This window comes from Arthrobacter sp. K4-10C, assembly GCF_059090085.1.
Window position 1 is genome coordinate 104,939 of the sequence record NZ_JBNHFI010000007.1, and the last position, 16,473, is coordinate 121,411.

At 62.6% G+C, this 16,473-nt stretch carries 18 protein-coding genes and 1 tRNA gene; 8 read left to right on the forward strand and 11 right to left on the reverse strand.

All coding sequences use genetic code 11. The features are described from left to right. The first annotated feature begins 1 nt into the window (after position 1). Positions 2-1,498, forward strand: coding sequence for a pyruvate kinase (gene pyk / locus AC5RUU_RS11345; protein ID WP_493975305.1), 1,497 nt, complete (start codon positions 2-4; stop codon positions 1,496-1,498). A 98-nt stretch (positions 1,499-1,596) separates the two neighbouring features. On the opposite strand, the gene AC5RUU_RS11350 is transcribed toward pyk, so the two are convergent. Further along, a complete protein-coding gene (locus AC5RUU_RS11350) occupies positions 1,597-2,202 on the reverse strand; it encodes an ANTAR domain-containing response regulator (protein ID WP_141940978.1) in 606 nt (201 codons plus the stop codon). 202 nt (positions 2,203-2,404) lie between these two features. On the opposite strand from AC5RUU_RS11350, the gene AC5RUU_RS11355 reads away from it, so the two are divergent. The 6 genes from AC5RUU_RS11355 (at position 2,405) to AC5RUU_RS11380 (ending at position 6,753) form a co-directional block, all read left to right on the forward strand. Then, positions 2,405-2,486, forward strand: a tRNA-Leu gene (locus AC5RUU_RS11355). Between the two features lie 87 nt (positions 2,487-2,573). Further along, positions 2,574-3,704 (forward strand): tyrosine-type recombinase/integrase, encoded by a 1,131-nt coding sequence (locus AC5RUU_RS11360; protein ID WP_493975306.1) that lies wholly within the window; start codon positions 2,574-2,576, stop codon positions 3,702-3,704. A gap of 133 nt (positions 3,705-3,837) precedes the next feature. Further along, positions 3,838-4,110: a hypothetical protein gene (locus AC5RUU_RS11365; protein WP_493975307.1), complete on the forward strand. Its 273-nt coding sequence runs from the start codon at positions 3,838-3,840 to the stop codon at positions 4,108-4,110. A gap of 181 nt (positions 4,111-4,291) precedes the next feature. Continuing rightward, on the forward strand, positions 4,292-5,005 hold the full coding sequence (locus AC5RUU_RS11370) for an HNH endonuclease family protein (RefSeq protein ID WP_493975308.1): 714 nt from the start codon (positions 4,292-4,294) through the stop codon (positions 5,003-5,005). 303 nt (positions 5,006-5,308) lie between these two features. Next, a complete protein-coding gene (locus AC5RUU_RS11375; RefSeq protein ID WP_493975309.1) occupies positions 5,309-5,521 on the forward strand; it encodes a helix-turn-helix transcriptional regulator in 213 nt (70 codons plus the stop codon). Then, positions 5,521-6,753 (forward strand): tyrosine-type recombinase/integrase, encoded by a 1,233-nt coding sequence (locus tag AC5RUU_RS11380; protein ID WP_493975310.1) that lies wholly within the window; start codon positions 5,521-5,523, stop codon positions 6,751-6,753. The genes AC5RUU_RS11375 and AC5RUU_RS11380 overlap by 1 nt, the downstream gene beginning before the upstream one ends. A 176-nt stretch (positions 6,754-6,929) precedes the next feature. Here the strand turns inward: AC5RUU_RS11380 and AC5RUU_RS11385 are convergent, their stop codons facing one another. The 10 genes from AC5RUU_RS11385 to AC5RUU_RS11430 form a co-directional block, all read right to left on the reverse strand. Beyond that, a complete protein-coding gene (locus AC5RUU_RS11385; RefSeq protein ID WP_493975311.1) occupies positions 6,930-7,580 on the reverse strand; it encodes a hypothetical protein in 651 nt (216 codons plus the stop codon). A gap of 185 nt (positions 7,581-7,765) precedes the next feature. Continuing rightward, the gene (locus AC5RUU_RS11390; protein ID WP_493975312.1) at positions 7,766-8,248 is read right to left on the reverse strand and encodes a hypothetical protein; all 483 of its coding nucleotides are present in this window, start codon (positions 8,246-8,248) and stop codon (positions 7,766-7,768) included. A gap of 156 nt (positions 8,249-8,404) precedes the next feature. Next, on the reverse strand, positions 8,405-9,313 hold the full coding sequence (locus tag AC5RUU_RS11395; RefSeq protein ID WP_493975313.1) for an Ltp family lipoprotein: 909 nt from the start codon (positions 9,311-9,313) through the stop codon (positions 8,405-8,407). A 571-nt stretch (positions 9,314-9,884) separates the two neighbouring features. Beyond that, entirely contained in the window at positions 9,885-10,139 is a 255-nt protein-coding gene (locus tag AC5RUU_RS11400; RefSeq protein ID WP_493975314.1) for a hypothetical protein, read from the reverse strand. 102 nt (positions 10,140-10,241) lie between these two features. After that, positions 10,242-10,946 (reverse strand): SOS response-associated peptidase, encoded by a 705-nt coding sequence (locus tag AC5RUU_RS11405; RefSeq protein WP_493975315.1) that lies wholly within the window; start codon positions 10,944-10,946, stop codon positions 10,242-10,244. A gap of 199 nt (positions 10,947-11,145) precedes the next feature. Further along, positions 11,146-12,387 carry a hypothetical protein gene (locus AC5RUU_RS11410; protein WP_493975316.1) on the reverse strand — a complete coding sequence of 414 codons (1,242 nt, stop codon included), beginning with the start codon at positions 12,385-12,387 and terminating at the stop codon, positions 11,146-11,148. 713 nt (positions 12,388-13,100) lie between these two features. After that, on the reverse strand, positions 13,101-13,625 hold the full coding sequence (locus AC5RUU_RS11415) for a relaxase domain-containing protein (RefSeq protein WP_493975317.1): 525 nt from the start codon (positions 13,623-13,625) through the stop codon (positions 13,101-13,103). Then, complete coding sequence (locus AC5RUU_RS11420; RefSeq protein WP_493975318.1) at positions 13,622-13,948, reverse strand: hypothetical protein; 327 nt, start codon at positions 13,946-13,948, stop codon at positions 13,622-13,624. The genes AC5RUU_RS11415 and AC5RUU_RS11420 overlap by 4 nt, the downstream gene beginning before the upstream one ends. An 843-nt stretch (positions 13,949-14,791) precedes the next feature. Beyond that, the gene (locus AC5RUU_RS11425; RefSeq protein WP_493975319.1) at positions 14,792-15,514 is read right to left on the reverse strand and encodes a DMT family transporter; all 723 of its coding nucleotides are present in this window, start codon (positions 15,512-15,514) and stop codon (positions 14,792-14,794) included. Then, complete coding sequence (locus AC5RUU_RS11430) at positions 15,511-15,750, reverse strand: hypothetical protein (RefSeq protein ID WP_493975320.1); 240 nt, start codon at positions 15,748-15,750, stop codon at positions 15,511-15,513. The genes AC5RUU_RS11425 and AC5RUU_RS11430 overlap by 4 nt, the downstream gene beginning before the upstream one ends. Positions 15,751-15,781: 31 nt before the next feature. Here AC5RUU_RS11430 and AC5RUU_RS11435 point away from each other — a divergent pair, with 31 nt between their 5' ends. After that, positions 15,782-16,336 (forward strand): helix-turn-helix domain-containing protein, encoded by a 555-nt coding sequence (locus AC5RUU_RS11435; protein WP_493975321.1) that lies wholly within the window; start codon positions 15,782-15,784, stop codon positions 16,334-16,336. The last annotated feature ends 137 nt before the right edge of the window (positions 16,337-16,473 follow it).

Genomic DNA, 16,473 nt, shown 5'->3' on the forward strand with positions numbered 1-16,473 from the left:
TATGAGACGCGCAAAAATTGTGGCTACTTTCGGCCCCGCAATTGCCAGCTATGAAAACACCCTCGCGGTGCTGGAAGCAGGTGTTGACGTCGCCCGGATGAACATGAGCCACGGCGATTACACCGTGCATGACAACACCTACGAAAACGTCCGCAAGGCTGCAGCGGACCTGGGCAAGGCCGTGGCCATCATGGCCGACCTCCAGGGTCCCAAGATCCGCCTGGGCCGTTTCGTCGACGGCCCGCACGCCCTCGCCGTTGGTGACACCTTCACCATCACCACCGAGGACGTTCCCGGCACCAAGGAGATCTGCTCCACCACGCTGAAGAGCCTCACCGAGGACGTCAACGTCGGCGACGCGCTGCTGATCGACGACGGCAAGGTGGCCCTGCGCGCCACCGCCGTCGACGACGTCAAGGTTGTGGCCGAGGTGACCGTGGGCGGCATGGTGTCCAACAACAAGGGCATCAACCTTCCCGGCGTCGCGGTGAACGTGCCTGCGCTGAGCCCAAAGGATGAGGACGACCTGCGCTGGGCGCTGCGCCGCGGCGTGGACCTGGTTGCCCTGTCCTTCGTCCGCGACGCGTCGGACATCGCCCGGGTGCACGAGATCATGGACGAGGAGGGCCGCCGCGCCCCCGTCATCGCCAAGATCGAGAAGCCGCAGGCCGTGGAGCAGCTCCCGGAGATCATCGACGCGTTTGACGCGATCATGGTGGCCCGTGGCGACCTGGGCGTGGAACTGCCGCTCGAGGAAGTGCCGATTGTCCAGAAGCGCGCCATCGAACTGGCACGCCGCTGGGCCAAGCCCGTCATCGTGGCCACCCAGGTCCTGGAATCCATGATCGATAATCCGCGCCCCACCCGTGCAGAGGCTTCCGACTGCGCCAACGCCGTGCTGGACGGTGCGGACGCCGTCATGCTGTCCGGTGAGACCAGCGTGGGCAAGTACCCGATCGAAACGGTCAAGGTCATGGCCCGGATCATCGAGTCCACCGAGGTCCACGGCCTGGAACGCGTCCCCCCGCTGGGGACCAAGCCCAAGACCCGTGGCGGCGCCATCACGCGTGCCGCCGTCGAAATCGCCGACCAGCTGGACGCCAAGTACATCTGTGCGTTCACCCAGTCCGGCGATTCGGCACGCCGCCTCTCGCGCCTGCGTCCCATCAAGCCCGTCTTTGCGTTCACCCCGGTGGAGCAGGTCTGGAACCAGATGGCCCTGACCTGGGGAATCCAGCCGGTGCTGGTCCAGATGGTGGACCACACCGACGCCATGACCGCGCAGGTGGACCGCAGCCTCGAAGAGATGGGGCTCGTCCAGGACGGCGACCTGGTGGTTATCGCCGCCGGTTCCCCTCCCGGAAAAGCCGGTTCCACCAACTCCCTTAAGGTGCACAAGGTGGGCGACCTCGCCGACTCCACCCGCGCGGGAGATGTCATCAGCAACAAGGAAAAGCTCGGCCCCTGGCCGGAAAAGAAGAAGAAGGCCCAGGCCTAGCAACACCGAAAAGGACCCCCGCCGATTGGCGGGGGTCCTTTTCGGTGTGCCCGGTGATCGGGCTTGCCGGGATCTGTACAAGCCCAGTCAGGGGAGCGTCAGTTGACCTGGTTGATGATGGTCTCGGCGACTTCGCGCATGCTGAGGCGCCGGTCCATGGAAGTCTTCTGGATCCAGCGGAAAGCCTCCGGCTCCGTCAGGCCCATCTTGGTGGTGAGCAGGCTCTTGGCGCGCTCCACGAGCTTGCGGGTGGCGAACTGCTCCTGCAGGTCCGAAACCTCGCCTTCGAGGGCCTTGATCTCCTCGTGGCGTGAGAGGGCAATCTCAAGCGCCGGGATGAGGTCGGCGGGGGTGAAGGGCTTCACCACGTAGGCCATGGCGCCGGCGTCGCGCGCCCGCTCCACGAGTTCCTTCTGGCTGAAGGCGGTCAGCAGCACCACGGGCGCGATGCGGGCCTTGACGATCTTCTCGGCGGCTGAAATGCCGTCCATGACGGGCATCTTGACGTCCATCAGGACCAGGTCCGGCTTGAGTTCCTCGGCGAGCTGGACGGCCTTTTCGCCGTTGTCCGCCTCACCCACGACGTCGTAACCTTCGCCGCGCAGGATCTCAATGATGTCGAGGCGGATGAGGGTTTCATCCTCAGCCACAATGACGCGGCGCGCCGGCTGGGATGTGGGCTTTGACTCCGTCTGTTCAGTCACGGGATCTCCTTGAAAAGGTACGGCGGGACATCACTATCTTAGGTGCCACCGCGTTTGTACTTGGTCTGCATGGTCATCCGCGGCGTCGGCGGCGCGATTCTGGAATTCAGCCTATCTGCATGTAGAGTAATTGCGCGTACGTGAAGCAATCGCGTTGCTCACAGTCAGCTGTGGGCGTACCTCGTAGCTCCACGTATTCCGCGCCCGAGTGGCGGAATTGGCAGACGCGCCGCACTCAAAATGCGGTATCGAAAGGTGTGTGGGTTCGAGTCCCACCTCGGGCACAGTGTTTCCGCAGGTCAGGGGCCTGTTTCTTTTTTGGGTGTTGACAAAACCGCCCAAAGTGTTGACAGCGGCGTACCGTTTTTGGTGTGGCAAGCATTCGGAAACGCACCAAAAAGGACGGCTCGTCGTCCTACATGGTGTTGTGGCGGGACCCGAAGAGCCGCGAGCAGCAGGGCCTGACAGTTGCCACGATCGTCGAAGCTGAAACCCTGAAGAGGCTTCTCGACGCCAACGGCCAGTCGTTCGAAATCGCGCAGCATGCCATGCTCTCCAAGGAGAAGCGCACACCCACCGTTGCTGAAGTTATTCAGGAGCACATCGACCTGCTGATCCGCCCGTCGAGCGGAACCACGAAGACGTACCAGACGATGCTGGACCTGCATATCCGGAACGTCATCGGCCACGTCCCCGTAGATAAGCTGGATTATCGACTGATTGCGCACTGGGTGAAGTCGATGATGGCGAAGGGCAAGGCCCCGAAGGCTATCCACAACGTTCACGGCCTCATTTCGGCTGCTATGAATACCGCGGAGATGCTCGGCTACATCAGGCGGAACCCCTGCCGCGGCGTACAGCTTCCCGGCCTTGAAAAGGCCGAGGACGAAGCGATGTTCCTCACCCATGCGGAGTTCAGCCTCATCATGGAAGGAATGGGGGAGCGGTACAAGGCCTTCACCAACTTCCTGGTCATGACCGGCACCCGTTTCGGGGAGGCCACCGCCCTAACTGTCGCGGACGTCGACCTGCTCTCCAAACCGCCAACTGCACGGATCAACAAGGCCTGGAAACGGGACGGCCAGAACCAGTTCTACATTGGGGCGACGAAGACAGGCGCCGGTAAGCGCACCATCGGACTGAACCCCGCGCTGGTGGAATTGCTGATTCCGCTGGTGGCAGGCAGGCCAGGAAAGGAACTTGTGTTCACGACCCCCAAGGGCGAGCGCATCATCCACAAGCTCTACTGGCACCACTACTGGGTGCCTGCCGTTGGCACCGCCCAGGCAATTGGCCTGACCAAGAACCCCCGCATCCACGACCTCCGCCACACCCACGCGTCCTGGCTGATCCAGGACGGGGTGCCCTTGTTCACCATCTCGCGCCGGCTGGGGCATGCTTCTACGCGGACTACTGAGCAGGTGTACGGGCACTTGATGCCGGAGGCGCTGCAGGCAGGTGCTGACGCGACTGAGCGGTCGATAACGGCCTTTCTCCGCTGACTGCGTCTACAGTGCGTCGGCCTGGATGCAGAGGCAAAACGCGAGGGATTGCCCCATTAGGCCTTCGGTCATGTCGGTAAATCCTCCGGAGTGCATGAATCTGAGAAACCTGCACCATTCCTTGGGAGTTGCCGTGGACATCGAATTCTTTGAGCCCGCAGAAGCCGCGGCGCTGATGCGCTGCACAGAGTCCTGGTTGCGTGATGGCGCAACTAGTGGGCGCTTCCCTCACGCTTGCTGGGGAAAGGGCAAGATCATCTTCACCTCGGAACACATCCTGGAAATCGCCAAGTTGAGTGAGATCCTCCCCGGCAGCACTGGTTCCTCGCTCTCCGCCACTGGGCCCGCTACGAAGGAAAGGCTCATCGGTACTCGATCCAAAGTCAGACTGGCTGTTGCGCGTTGAGTAAGCGTGACGTTTCCCGTGAGGACGATGGTTCGAACAGTTGAGGCAACTAGTGGCAGCCGTAACGGACCCCCGCAGAGTAATAATGGGGCGGACGTGTGGCAGGCACCAGGCACCCGGTTACCTGCGGCAGGTGATGGTCAAAGCTAGCGTGGAACAACGCCCTGTAACCAGAAGGACCATGAAGACCACCTGTTCTCCCGCCAAAGTCCTGACCGCTTTCACCGCAATGATGCTGGCTGGGTCCTTAGTAGGTTGTGACGCCGCAGCCAACGCTTTCGAAATCATGGAGGCTGCTCCAGGCGTCGCCGCCGAGGCGCCGTCCCCTGGCGGTGACGCCGCCAACGCCCTTGTACAACTGGAGAGCCTTCCGGTGAAGGGGCGCGCTCCGAAGACCGGCTACACCCGCGATGAGTTTGGACCGGCCTGGGCTGACGTTGACCGCAACGGCTGCGACACACGCAACGACATTCTCGCCCGCGACATGACCGATGAGACGTTCAAGCCCGGCACCAACAACTGTGTGGTCATGACAGGAACGCTGGCCGACAAGTACACCGGCACTACGATTACCTTCACGCGCGGCCAGGACACGAGCTCCGACGTCCAGATCGACCACATCGTCGCTCTCAACGACGCCTGGCAGAAGGGCGCACAGCAGCTCAACGCTGACCAGCGCAAGGAACTCGCCAACGATCCGCTAAACCTTATGGCCGCAGATGGTCCTACCAACAGCGCCAAAGCTGACAAGGACGCTGCCACATGGCTGCCGCCTAACAGGGCATACCGATGCGAGTACGCTGCCAGTCAAACTGCAGTGAAAGCCAAGTACAACCTCTGGGTCACCCAGGCTGAACGCGACGCAATCGCGAATATTCTCCAAAGCTGCAACTAGTTCCGGTACAGAAACGACGGACGGTTCGAGGCCTTACATCTCCGCAGCCGTTCGTAGATCTTGAAGGGCGGACATCTACCAAGGAATTGACCTGACGACCTTTTCTCTCCAGTTCATCGCTTCACGGGCGTTCCCGGTGTGTCACAGCCACCCCAGAAACCTAGGATTTCTGGGATTTTTTCTGCTTGGGAGGTTCCCGGACTTTCCCGCTCGTCACCGTTCAAAACGTGCCCCAAAGTGTGCCCTGAACCCTTTTGCGCAACCCCGAGCGCCCGTCACGGCCACTCGTGCATAGAAGTCCGCATGAACACTAACTCGCTCGAACCGCTTACGGCAGCCACATGGCTGACCCGCAAGGAAGCAGCTGCCTTCCTCCGTCTCTCGCTCGCAACCCTGGCGAACTGGGCCTCAATGGACGTGAGGCCTCCGTTTACTCGCCTTGGGGGAGGGCGGACGTTTTATTGGCAGGAAGACGTTGATTCCTGGATGTTGTCCCAGAACGGCAAGGCCGCCTGATGGCACGGGCCAAAATGCTGCCCTGGCAACCAGGCAAGTTCAACACCAAAAAGGACGACGCTACTGGCCGCTGGGTGGCTCGAACCCGATACCGCGACGGCGCCGGGAAGTCGGTGCCCATCAAGCGGCAAGGAAGGACCAAAGGTGCCGCTGAACAGGCGGTCCGTGCAGCCGTCAGAGAGGCCGAGAACAACTGGGGCGCCGCTGGCAGCACGGGCCTTCTTACGGTCGCCCGGCTGGCCGCAGCATGGCTCGAGGTTATCCGGCCGGCTTCCGTCGTGATAAATCCACACACACAGTCCGGAAGTACACCCACTGCCGGGCTGCGCATGCAGTCCTGGCTCCAGTATGAGCAGAAGCTGACCGCACACGTGATTCCGGTTCTCGGAGACATTCCCGTGGAGACACTCACGACACCGCAGTGCCAGCGCGCCATTCACGCCTTGTACGATGTTGAAGCCGGAACAGGATTTAGAACGGCCGCCCTCACAAAGCAGGTGCTGCAGCAGCTTCTGGACCATGCCGTCCAGCAGGGTTACCGGACCGACAATCCTGTCCGAAGTATCTCCAAAATCCCAAGGAAAAGGGAAAAACCAAAAATCATGACGCCGAGCACGGTACAGAAAGTTCATGCGGCGGTGGCGGAGCGCCAGGTGGAACCAGGAGTTGGCGGGCCGAAGCCCACGAGCCGCTTAGCAGACGCGGTCCTCCTGATGGCGGCAACGGGCATGCGTGCAGGAGAGGTCCTAGCCATCCGCTGGGAGGACCTCGACCTTTCCTCTACACCACTCACAGTCACAGTCAGCGGCACCCTCGTGGAAGGGCGGTACTTCTATCGCCAGGATTTCCCGAAGTCGGAGGACAGCGAGCGAATTTACCCAATAACGATGCCATGGGCCTCCGGGATGCTCCTTCGTCGCTCCGCTAATGCTGAAGCGACACGGACGGGGGCAGTGTTCGGAACACGAAACGGAACGTTCTGGCGCCCGTCGAATTTCAGAAAAGACTTTGCCCGAGCGCTTGAAGCAGCCGGAATCACAGAGAAAGTAACGCCGCACACTTTCCGTCGGACGGTGGCCAGCCAACTGGCCGCATGGTTCAACGATCAGTCCGCTTCAATTCAGCTCGGCCATTCCTCACCCGAAGTTACTCGTCGCTCCTACATCGCCAGGCCCAAATTGATCCCTGACTTCGGAGAAGGACTATCAAACCTGGCACCATCCAAAATTTGAAGAAGTCCACCGGAAAATGGTAGCGGCCTTTGCCATCGAACCGTGAAGGTCAAGGCCCTTGCTGGTTACGCGAGCCTATGGCCCATAAGCTCAGTCGGCTCCTAAGCAGATGGCTGTGCTGTCAAGTATGGCGAAGCACGGCGCCCGACGAGTTGCCGGGCGCCGTGTGCGGGTATTTACTTCTCGGCCCGGGTGAGGATCAGCTTGACGCCGTTATCCGGATGGTAGGTCCATGAGGCGTTTACGCCGGCCCAACTGGCAGTCTGCCGGCCGTCCATGGCGGATGTGTCGTCCATCTGGGAGATGACCGAGTCGGGGACGTCCAGTGCGTTGAGGATACAGGCTGCGTCATCCATGGACGCGCCGCTGGTGTCGTCTTCGCCCTTTGTGTCGATGGTGATGCTGGAGCCCTTGTCCCCAAGGCTGATTCCCGATGTGTGGCCGGCGTTGCAGGAGTCCGCAGCCTTCTGGAATGAGGGGCCGCCGGCGGCGCTGACGGCCCCGGCGATGCCGGCCACCAGGACCGTGGCGAGGACACCGGCGGCGAAGCCCGACCCCATGCCGATCCAGAGCAGTTTCTTGGATGGCTTCGGTGCGGTGGGGTTGTAGAACTGCGGAGCGGGCGGCAAGCCGAGACCTGCCGGGGGTTGCTGTCCCTCGTAGGGCATGGCCCGCGGCGACGGGGCCCATGGCCCGGGGTTGTGTCCCGGGTGCGGCGGGACCGGGTGCTGGCCGGCGGAGTGTCCCTGGGCTGCTTCGGGCTGGAAGCTCGGAGGGAAGCCCGGTGCAGGCTCTGGCTGGAACGGTGGGGGTTCAGGGTGGGACATGGCGGCCTTTCTCGGCAGGGGGAGGTGCCGGGCAGGCCCGGCGCGGGTATTGCTTGAAGTCGGGACTGAACGTACTAATCGGTACGGGGCAGTCCCTACCGTGAATGATTTATTTGGCAGGCGCCGCGTTTTCTAGCAGGCTGGGAACGCTCCGGCTTTCATCGTGCCTTATCGTCTGTGGAGCTCTAGCGGTGCGATGGGCCGTATGAGAAGGTCACTATTTCACCGCCAAGCTTGACCTTCAGCTTGGCCATCTCTTCCGTCGTTGCCCTGATGGTCCAGTTCTTCCCCTGCAGCCACTGCGTGGTGAAGTTGTAGCTTTGGACGTTGCCAATCTCGATTTCCTTGGCCTTGTTCTTTTCCAGGGCCTCCGGCGAAGGGAAGACGTTGAGCATGATGGCCTGGTTGGCGCACGAAATGGTGCCGTCGGCGAAGGCGACAGCACCCCAGTATTCGTAGTTGTTCTTACACACAGTGTTGCCGGCCGCCACCACCTCGTGGTGGAGGTCGTCGACGTCGACGTAGTACCCGCCGTCCGCCTGGAACGTCCGGGTGCTGGTGGGGGAAGGCGTGGCCGTTGCTGTCGGTTTTGGCGCGCCGAGATTCTTGAAGGTTTTCGTTTGCTCGGGAGCGGGCTCGGATGTGCCGCAGGCGGTTAGCGTAGTCACGGTGAGCAGGATTAGCCCGGCAGTGCGAAGGACGTTCATGGTTCCTCCAGGGTCAAAGAGCAGCCACAGTGGCCGCAGTGAGTGCAGCATCAAGAGTTAGAGTTCCGCTACAGAGCACCCCCGGCCGATACCGGCGCATTCTGGTGAACAGAGTGACTAGATGCCGGCCTTGGTGGCTCCGAATTCGGCCTGCTCGGCAGAGAAGCCTTCGAAGATCAGCTGGTCAACCAGGCCGCCGTGGGAGAACGAGGTCATGTCCAGGTAGTCCTTGGCCTTCTTGGCTGCCTGCTCGTTCCAGTCGACCTTGATGTGGTCGGCGGCCCAGGTAGCGTCGGCCGTCGGGTACTTTTCGAACTCAAGCTGCTTGATAAGGCCCGTGTAGGAGAACGCGGTGAAGTCCAGGTAGTCCTCCGCTTTGCGGAGCGCGTTCTGCTGGCCCGGGGTGCCCTTCGCAGCAGCCGCCTCAGCGTCGGCCTTTGCCTTCGCAGCAGCATCTGCGTCCCGTTGGGCCTTGGCTGCTGCGTCAGCGTCCGCCTTTGCCTTCGCGACGGCGGCGTCGGCTTCGGCCTTTGCCTTCGCGGAGGCTTCAGCTTCAGCAGCTGCGACGGCGGGATCCTTGGTGGGCGCTGCCGCAACAGCAGCGGGGGTGGCCTTGGTGTCAGAGACAGCCGGGGCGGACGACGTAGCGGCGCCGGCACGGGAAGCGTTGATGATGATGCTGAGCAGGATGACAGCGCCGGTCACGATCAGCGCGACCTTCTTGTGCTTGTCGTAGTCCGCCAGCGGCAGCCCCTGTTTGTCCCGCATCTTGTTGGTCAGGATCAGGATGAGGTCGATCAGGGCCCAGATGCCGAGGCCGCCGAAGGTGACGAGTTTCAGGATGCCGGTTCCGACCTTGCCCAGGTAGAAGCGGTCGACACCGAGGATGCCAAGCAGAAGCGAGAGCAGCCAGGTGGTCAGGAACGACTTTGTGCTGACCTGGGGCTGGCCGTAGCCGTAGTTCGGCGGAAAAGCCTGCGTTTGGGGCTGAGTGTAAGGGGCCGGGTTGTATGGGGGCTGGCTCATGAGAGTCCTTTCAGAGGACACCTGACCGTCATGCGATGCGAAGCGTGCGGAGTGGTGCGGGTGATGGCGCATCGAGGGAACCCCGCGGGCCACAGAAGCGCAGAGCCGCGTCGGCCGACAGTCACAAGCATGATCGCTCCCCCAATAGCGTCACGGGCGTCAGAAGCCCGTAATTGGGAATGCTACATGCAGTTGGACACGTCCAATCCAAACAGTAGAAAAATGACACGGCAGCGTGCCGCGTTTCCCCACCTGCCGTCATTGCCTCCGACCCATCCCGCCCGATCCAGACGGCCGTGCCTGAGCGGCGTCGTTGGATTCCTGCCGGCAGTCCCGGTCCAGGGTCCCAGGACTTCACTTCCTCGGCCTGCCAGATGTCGAAGAGGTCATCGGTCCGCTTGCCGTGCCGGAACTCCGCCTCCTCCCGGAAGGTCGGTAGCGCGTCCAGGAAGACCACGTGTGGCGGCGGGCCATTCGAAGACTCCCATGCGTTTTCCGGTGCGGGTGTTCATCTCATGCAGGACCGGCTCGGCTCCAATGGCCTTGGCATAATGCTCGTGCAGCTGGTCGATCACAGCATCTCCTCGAAGTTGCGGCATTGGATGTGGACCCGCTCGGGCTGGCCCGGGTCATCTCCCCAGATGATGATGCCGGCGTCCTGCGCATCTGTGCGGAAGCGGGCGAGCCGGTCGAGGTAGACGGTCTGGATCTCGATCAGTTGGCGGCTCGAGTGGAGAACACCTTCGTGGAGCAGGACCAGTGTTTGGTCATCCGGCGCATGTTTGCCAACGCTGACTTGGACGTCTCCCTCGGCGTCGTGCTGCACGGCGACGCCCGTCGATGTCTGGGATCAAGATTTCCCTGTCGTGCTCGGCCATGAGTTACAGCAGCCCTTTGGGGAATCTTGCTGTGGCGGTCAAGACCGCGTTCACTCGGCCGCTTCGATCAAGTCGGGGCCATTGTTCCGGACGCTGTTCACCCTGGTACTCACGATCCGTGGCGTCAGGGTCGGCTCCGGGAGGGAGTTCAGCAAGTGCTGGATGTCCGCCTTGTCCGTCAGGCCAGGATCCAGCCACTCGGCGAACCGGTCCCTCGGGATGATGACCGGGTTGCGGTCGTGGACGTGCCCCAGCGCATCCTGGGCGGTCGTGGTCAAGATAGTGCAGCTGAGCAGCCAGCGCTCCGGGTCGTCCTCTGGCAGGGACGGGTCCGCCCACCACTCATACAGGCCAGCGAAGCCCAGCAGGGGCTCCGTGTCCGAGTAGAGGTAGCGCGGGATCTTCTTACCGTCCTCGGTTTTCTGCCACTCGTAATAGCGTTCACTTGGGACCAGAACCCTTCGCTTGACGGCAGCTTTTCGGAACGATGGCTTCTCCAGAATGCTCTCGCTGCGGGCGTTGATCATCTTGGAACCGATCTTGGCGTCCTTCGCCCAGGACGGCACCAGGCCCCAATGAGCGACCAGCAGGTGCCGCTCGATGCTGCCCTCATCCAGCCGCTCGGCCACAATCGGCACAGCCTGGGTGGGCGCCTCATTCCAGCTGGGCGGCGGCGGAGTGCCTTCCACCTCTTTCGCGTCAGAATGGCTCAGAAGGTCCCCTGTGGCCTTGGACATCACATATCTGCCGCACACGGGCCCATTCTGCCCCACCCGCGGAGTCCTTCATGGATTCGTGTATGAAATCGGGACGGTTACACGCGCTCCGGACATAGAAAGCCGTCGCGCTCGGCGCGGGACGGCTCTTCTGTGTATCAAAACTTGCAGGCGGCCGCCGCGGCGGTCCATATCGTACGCGGCATCCGGACCGGAGGCGCCGCGTGAAAATGCTCGCTTACTTGAGCGTCGCCGACCAGTCGCCGTCGGCCGTGACCTGGTAGAAGCCCGGGGCCCAGACTACCGTTCCGGTGTACGCTCCGATCTCGTTGACCAGCAAGTCGGAGCGGGCTCCGTAGGTCTTCACCGCGATATTCCATGTCCCGTTGTGGGTGAAGACCGCAGCCTTGGCAGCGCCCGTGTAGGCAAACACGTCATCGCCGTGGCCCGTCATCGGAGTGGATCCGTCGAAGGACCGGACCGTGGACAGCGGCACCAACTTAACCGTCCAGGCGCCGTCGGCGGTGATCTTCAGCGCCGTGGATTCACCGTCACGGCTTCGGGCGTCGAACAGGACGGTGCCACTATAGTTGCCGATCGTGTTCACGAGCAGATCCGTTGAGTCCAGTGTCTTGTCCAAGGTATGGACGGCGAAGTTGCTCCAGCCCGAGTGGGTGATGACCGCGACTGTGGGCCCGGTCCCGGGGCTTGGTTTGGTGATGTTCACGACGTCGGCCCCGGCGCCGGAGTACTCCTTGGGAGCCTTCGCCGCGGCTTCATCGGCTGCCTTCTTGGCGGCTGCGGCTTCGGCGGCAGCCTTTGCTGCTGCGACCCCCCCCGGCTTTCCTGGCGGCGATGTCCGCGGCCGCCTTGTCGCGTGCCGCGTTGACTTCCTTGTCGTCGGAGTAGTTCTTTGCCCGGTCAGGGCACGCCTGGAGCGGACTTCATCCTGGGAGGAACCGCCGGCGGTGATGGAGACGACCATGGCCGCGGGGGAGGTGGAGTGGTGAACCGGGGTGGCGGTGCCGAGCCGGTTGGCCAGCCACGGGGCGTAGCGCTTCCGCTCCTTGTTCGACGGGGCGCGCATCGAGACGGCGACCCAGGAGTCGGCCGGCAGGGCGTTGGCCAGGATGCGGGGAAGCTCAGTCGGATCAATGCCGGACTGGGTTTCGCGGAGGGCCGGGGAGTTGCGGAAGACCAGTTGGCCGATGGCGGGGGAGTTGGCCAGATCGGTGGGCAGCTCGACCTCTTCGGCGCGGGCTCCGACGGTGTGGGCCAGGTGGACCGGGGCGTTGGCGGCGACCGGCTTTCCGTCCATGATGACGTAGCCGTGCAGGCCGGTTGCCTCCCGCCGGGTCAGCAAGGTGGCTGCACCGTTCTGCGCGACAGCGGAAGCGAAAGTACCCGCCCGCTGCGTGAAGGTGGTGGGGTTGGTATCGATGCCGCCGGCGCGGGCGAGGCGAAAAATCCGTAGGTCCATGCCCTAGACCATGCGTAGAATCGGCCCCTGCTGCTGAGAAACCCCATACCCCGGATAACCGCGATCCTGAATGGCCGGTTTGGTAATGCAAAAACCGGTTATCACCGGAAGCCGGGATCGGGCCCCTCACCCCCGCTTCAGGCCTCTCCCACGTGCAGGTTGTGGAGGATAGGGGCCCTCATCTTCTCGGATCCCGCCTGTACTTCCCTGTGTGCGGCATCCCTCGCAGAGGAGCAGCCCTGCGGGCCGCTGGCCTTCGTCCCATTCGGTGGCCGGGCTCCGCCCTGGGCCTCACCCGACATGGCCCTCCGGCCGACCCCCAATCCGACGGGACATCCGTCCCGGCCCGTCAGCCTGCGGCCCACGAGCAAGGGGCTTCGCCCCCGATGAGCACCGCACAGACAACGATTCGTGACACGAGCCGCCCATCCTTTCGGGCCAACTCCCCGGCGCGAAGCGCCTAACTAGCCAGCCAGAAACCCCAGGCCAGACGAGCAGCCAATGACCAGCCCAACGTTACGGGCGGCGCCGCCGCCTAGCCCCGCAGGGAGGGTGAGCCAACCACCAGAAGGCAGCAGACCAGGGAAGCCAAAGGAGCGCAGCGACGCGGCGGACCTGGGATGCGGTCCCACCCGTCGGCCCCGGGCGCGCAGCGCCCTGGCCGACGAGGGCCAACGAGGAGAAAGCGGACAGTGAACGGGAGAACTCAAAGGTCAACGTACAGCTGAAAGGGAGAACGGGACGCCAACGCAAAGGGAACTCAACGTTCGGGGCGAGGGCGCGCAGCGCCCGAGTCCCCTCTTAAATATGCCGACCCCCTGACCTCCACTGACCAAACCGACAGCCACACCAAGCCCATCACTTCGACAAGCCAGGCAGACGCAAATGGGGCTATCGCCCGCCGAACGCTGCGCGTCCGGGTGGCCAGCCAGCGGAGCAGGCGGGGTTTTGTTGTCGACGGCGGTGGGTTGGCTGTGGGGGCGGCCCAGTGGTGCGTTGGTGTCCGGATGTACGGCTAAGTCGAAGACTGCTTTCGCGTCGGTTTCGGCGACGACGTCGCCGGGACCTCTGTTGATGCCGTGTAGTCCGCTGCCGATCCACCGGCCTTCAGGCGTCCCGGCCTTCACGTAGTAGGTGGTGGCGTCCGGGGGAGTGGTAGTGAGGTCATCCATCATCGTGGTCTTGAACAGATAGCGCAGACCCGACTGTGCTGAAAGGCGTGCGATGGACATAGTCATGACCGCGCCGCTCCTGCGTGGCGCTTGGATGGATGCCATCCGCGGCGGGCGAGGATGTCCAGTGTTGCGGGGTCCAGGGCGACACCTTTTGCGTTCGCAAGCGAGACCAGCCATGCTGCGAGATGCGCGAGGTCCTGCACGTTGGTTCTCTGGGCGCGCTTCAGCCGGGCTACTTCGAGCTGGAGGACATTGTTGCTTTGACGCTGCTCGGAGTTCTCTGCCTCGAGGCGGTCGATCTCACAGGACTGGGAGCGGAGCTTGGACTGGAGAATCTCGAGGCGGCGTTGGCAGATCTTCGTCTTAGTTGCCAGCTTGCGCTGCAATGCCTTCAGCTCGTCCTTGACAACTACGGCTCCGGCGTCAGCCGCTACCGGGAGGGCGGGACGGCGCGCAGTTCGACGTATACGATCACGTTTCCTGTTGCCGCAACGGATTGAAGAGAAGCGCTGATTTTGGCGGGAAGGATCGAAGCAGCCCGCACACTCTTCGCAAATCTTGACGGTCACGATGGTTCATCAATCCGGGGCCCGGTTTCGACATGACCAGACGTGAGCTGTCCTCACGCTGATGACCTTGGATGCCAGAGGTGTGAGGCGTTGATCGTGATGGGCACGTGGGGAGGCAGACGATAACTGTGGCCCCGGTATCGACGCCGGGCGGGTGGAGGATGAGACGGACCGCTGAATAGTGCCACAGCTCGTGGCACTATTGCCGTAGGTTCGAGGATCGGCAAGGCTCGGACAGGTTGGGCCGGTGCAGCTCGCTTCCTAATTATCCAGATGGCGTCTGGACAATTGCACAACACGCTGTTGCACAACTGCCAGGCACGCGCCGACACGAGCTCAGCAGCAGGGACGGCAGTCAGGTTTGAATCTAAGCCTTTGACGGGAGCCTCTGCAGAAACGGGCTTCCGCACCCTATTCGGACGGTCTTTTCAGCGTTTCCGGACGTCAGGTTGGGGTGTGGCTTATCCAGACACGTTTCGAAAGGCACCAGTGCGCCAGGTGGGCTAAGTCCGGGGGATCCTATGGGATGCGGCAGACTCTCCCAGTACTTCTGTCGCCTTTGACCGGATCGGGAAATGAGCATTTGCTAGGCACCATTCCGGTCGAAGTGGTCGGCTGTCCGGGTGCGTGACGGTGGTGTCAGTCGTGGGCAGGGCATGGTCAGTCGGTTCGCTCGAGTTGGGGGAGGAGGGGGACTGGATTGACGTCAGTTGGTGAGGGTTCGCGTGAGGTAGTGGAAACGCTGCGCTTGCGGGGTTTGAGTTCGCTGACGAGGGCGCCGGCGACGATGCACGCGGCCCCGGCGATCGCGATCGCCGGAAGCCGGTCACCCGCTACTCGGCCGATGATCGCAGCCCATACGGGCTCGGCGGCGTAGATGATCGTTGCTCGTGTCGGCGAGACAGATGTCTGGGCCCAGTTCATCGTGAGCTGAATGAGGCAGCTTGCAGCCCCGAGAGCGACCGCCGCTCCCACCCACACCCAGGAGAAAGCGGGCGGATTCTCTCCGACGATGGGCATGGCCAGGAGGCTTAGCAGTCCCGCGACGAGCAACTGCACGACGGTCACTCGGCCGAGGTTCACTTTGCCAGCGAACCAGCCGATGAGGAGGATCTCCGCTGCGATTGGAAGGGTGCTGGCGACCGTCGTAATCTCCCCGGAGCCAAAGGTGAAGCCGACACTCCCTGGGTCGGCGAGCAGCACGAGGCCGACGAAAGCAAGTCCGACACCGATCCACGTGAGAAGTCGCGGTGGCTTCTTGAACACCAGCCACTGCAGGACCGGAACAAGGGGAACGTAGAGGGCTGTGATGAACGCGGAGGTGCTGCTGTTGATCGTTTGAAGGCCAACGGTTTGCAGTCCGTAGCCTAGGAGAATGGTCACGCCGATGGCGGAGCCTGCCGCAATCTCTTTGCTTTGATCCCACTGAGGATGCGCGCGAAGACCAGGGCGCTGATTACTCCGGCAGCCAAGAAACGCATGCCCACAAAAAACCATGGTCCGCTGTATTGCACGGCAATGTGGACGATAAGGAATGTCGCCCCCCACACAGCCGTAATGAGGACCAGGGCGAGTTCCTGTCTGGAGAGCCAGCGCCGACTCGGCAGATTGTGCAACATAATGCTCACTCTATGGTGCAGAATAGTGCACATGCAAACTGAGGGAACGGCCGGAGTTCTGGAGCATGTGAGTGCGAACGTGCGTCGCTTTCGGATGGCGGCTCAACTGAGCCAAGTCGCGCTGGCGGATCGCGCCGGCGTCAGTCGTCGTACTGTCGTCAAGCTCGAGGCGGGAGAGGCAAACATCAGCCTGACAGGTCTGGATCATCTCGCCGACGCATTGGGTGTCACCTTCGTCGATCTCGTTGCGGCACCAGCAGCACCTCATATAGATATCAGCGAAGTTGCATGGCGAGGAGACCGGCCAGGCAGCGCCGCGGTGCTGCTGGCATCTGTTCCCGCCACCAGGGACGCCCAGCTCTGGGCCTGGACCCTCGAACCAGGCGACCGCTACGACGCGGAGCCTGATCCGGCGGGGTGGTCTGAAATGCTCTTCGTCTCCGAGGGCTCTATCCGCGTCGAACAGGAAGACGGCAATACCGAGCTCCACACGGGAGACCACCTGGCCTTCCCGACCGCACAACAGTACGCATACGCCAACGTTGGCGACACTCGCGCACGATTCGTGCGTGTCGTCGTCAGCTAAGGCAGGTCCAACAGGGGCCCGGCGGGCCGATTGGGTTTAAGGCCGTTCCAGAAGGTAGAACGTCGAGACAGGAGGTTGGTGTGTACTTTAGACCGATATTCGCCTTACTCGGCTGACTCGTACGAGGACCCGAAGGT

Bases quoted from the DNA above. Each gene is read 5' to 3' on its own strand.
- pyk (WP_493975305.1), top strand. From the start codon at position 2: ATGAGACGCGCAAAAATTGTGGCTACTTTCGGCCCCGCAATTGCCAGC.
- AC5RUU_RS11370 (WP_493975308.1), top strand. From the start codon at position 4,292: ATGAAGACCACCTGTTCTCCCGCCAAAGTCCTGACCGCTTTCACCGCA.
- AC5RUU_RS11375 (WP_493975309.1), top strand. From the start codon at position 5,309: ATGAACACTAACTCGCTCGAACCGCTTACGGCAGCCACATGGCTGACC.
- AC5RUU_RS11380 (WP_493975310.1), top strand. From the start codon at position 5,521: ATGGCACGGGCCAAAATGCTGCCCTGGCAACCAGGCAAGTTCAACACC.
- AC5RUU_RS11385 (WP_493975311.1), bottom strand. From the start codon at position 7,580: ATGTCCCACCCTGAACCCCCACCGTTCCAGCCAGAGCCTGCACCGGGC.
- AC5RUU_RS11395 (WP_493975313.1), bottom strand. From the start codon at position 9,313: ATGAGCCAGCCCCCATACAACCCGGCCCCTTACACTCAGCCCCAAACG.
- AC5RUU_RS11410 (WP_493975316.1), bottom strand. From the start codon at position 12,387: ATGGACCTACGGATTTTTCGCCTCGCCCGCGCCGGCGGCATCGATACC.
- AC5RUU_RS11415 (WP_493975317.1), bottom strand. From the start codon at position 13,625: ATGACTATGTCCATCGCACGCCTTTCAGCACAGTCGGGTCTGCGCTAT.
- AC5RUU_RS11430 (WP_493975320.1), bottom strand. From the start codon at position 15,750: ATGTTGCACAATCTGCCGAGTCGGCGCTGGCTCTCCAGACAGGAACTC.
- AC5RUU_RS11435 (WP_493975321.1), top strand. From the start codon at position 15,782: ATGCAAACTGAGGGAACGGCCGGAGTTCTGGAGCATGTGAGTGCGAAC.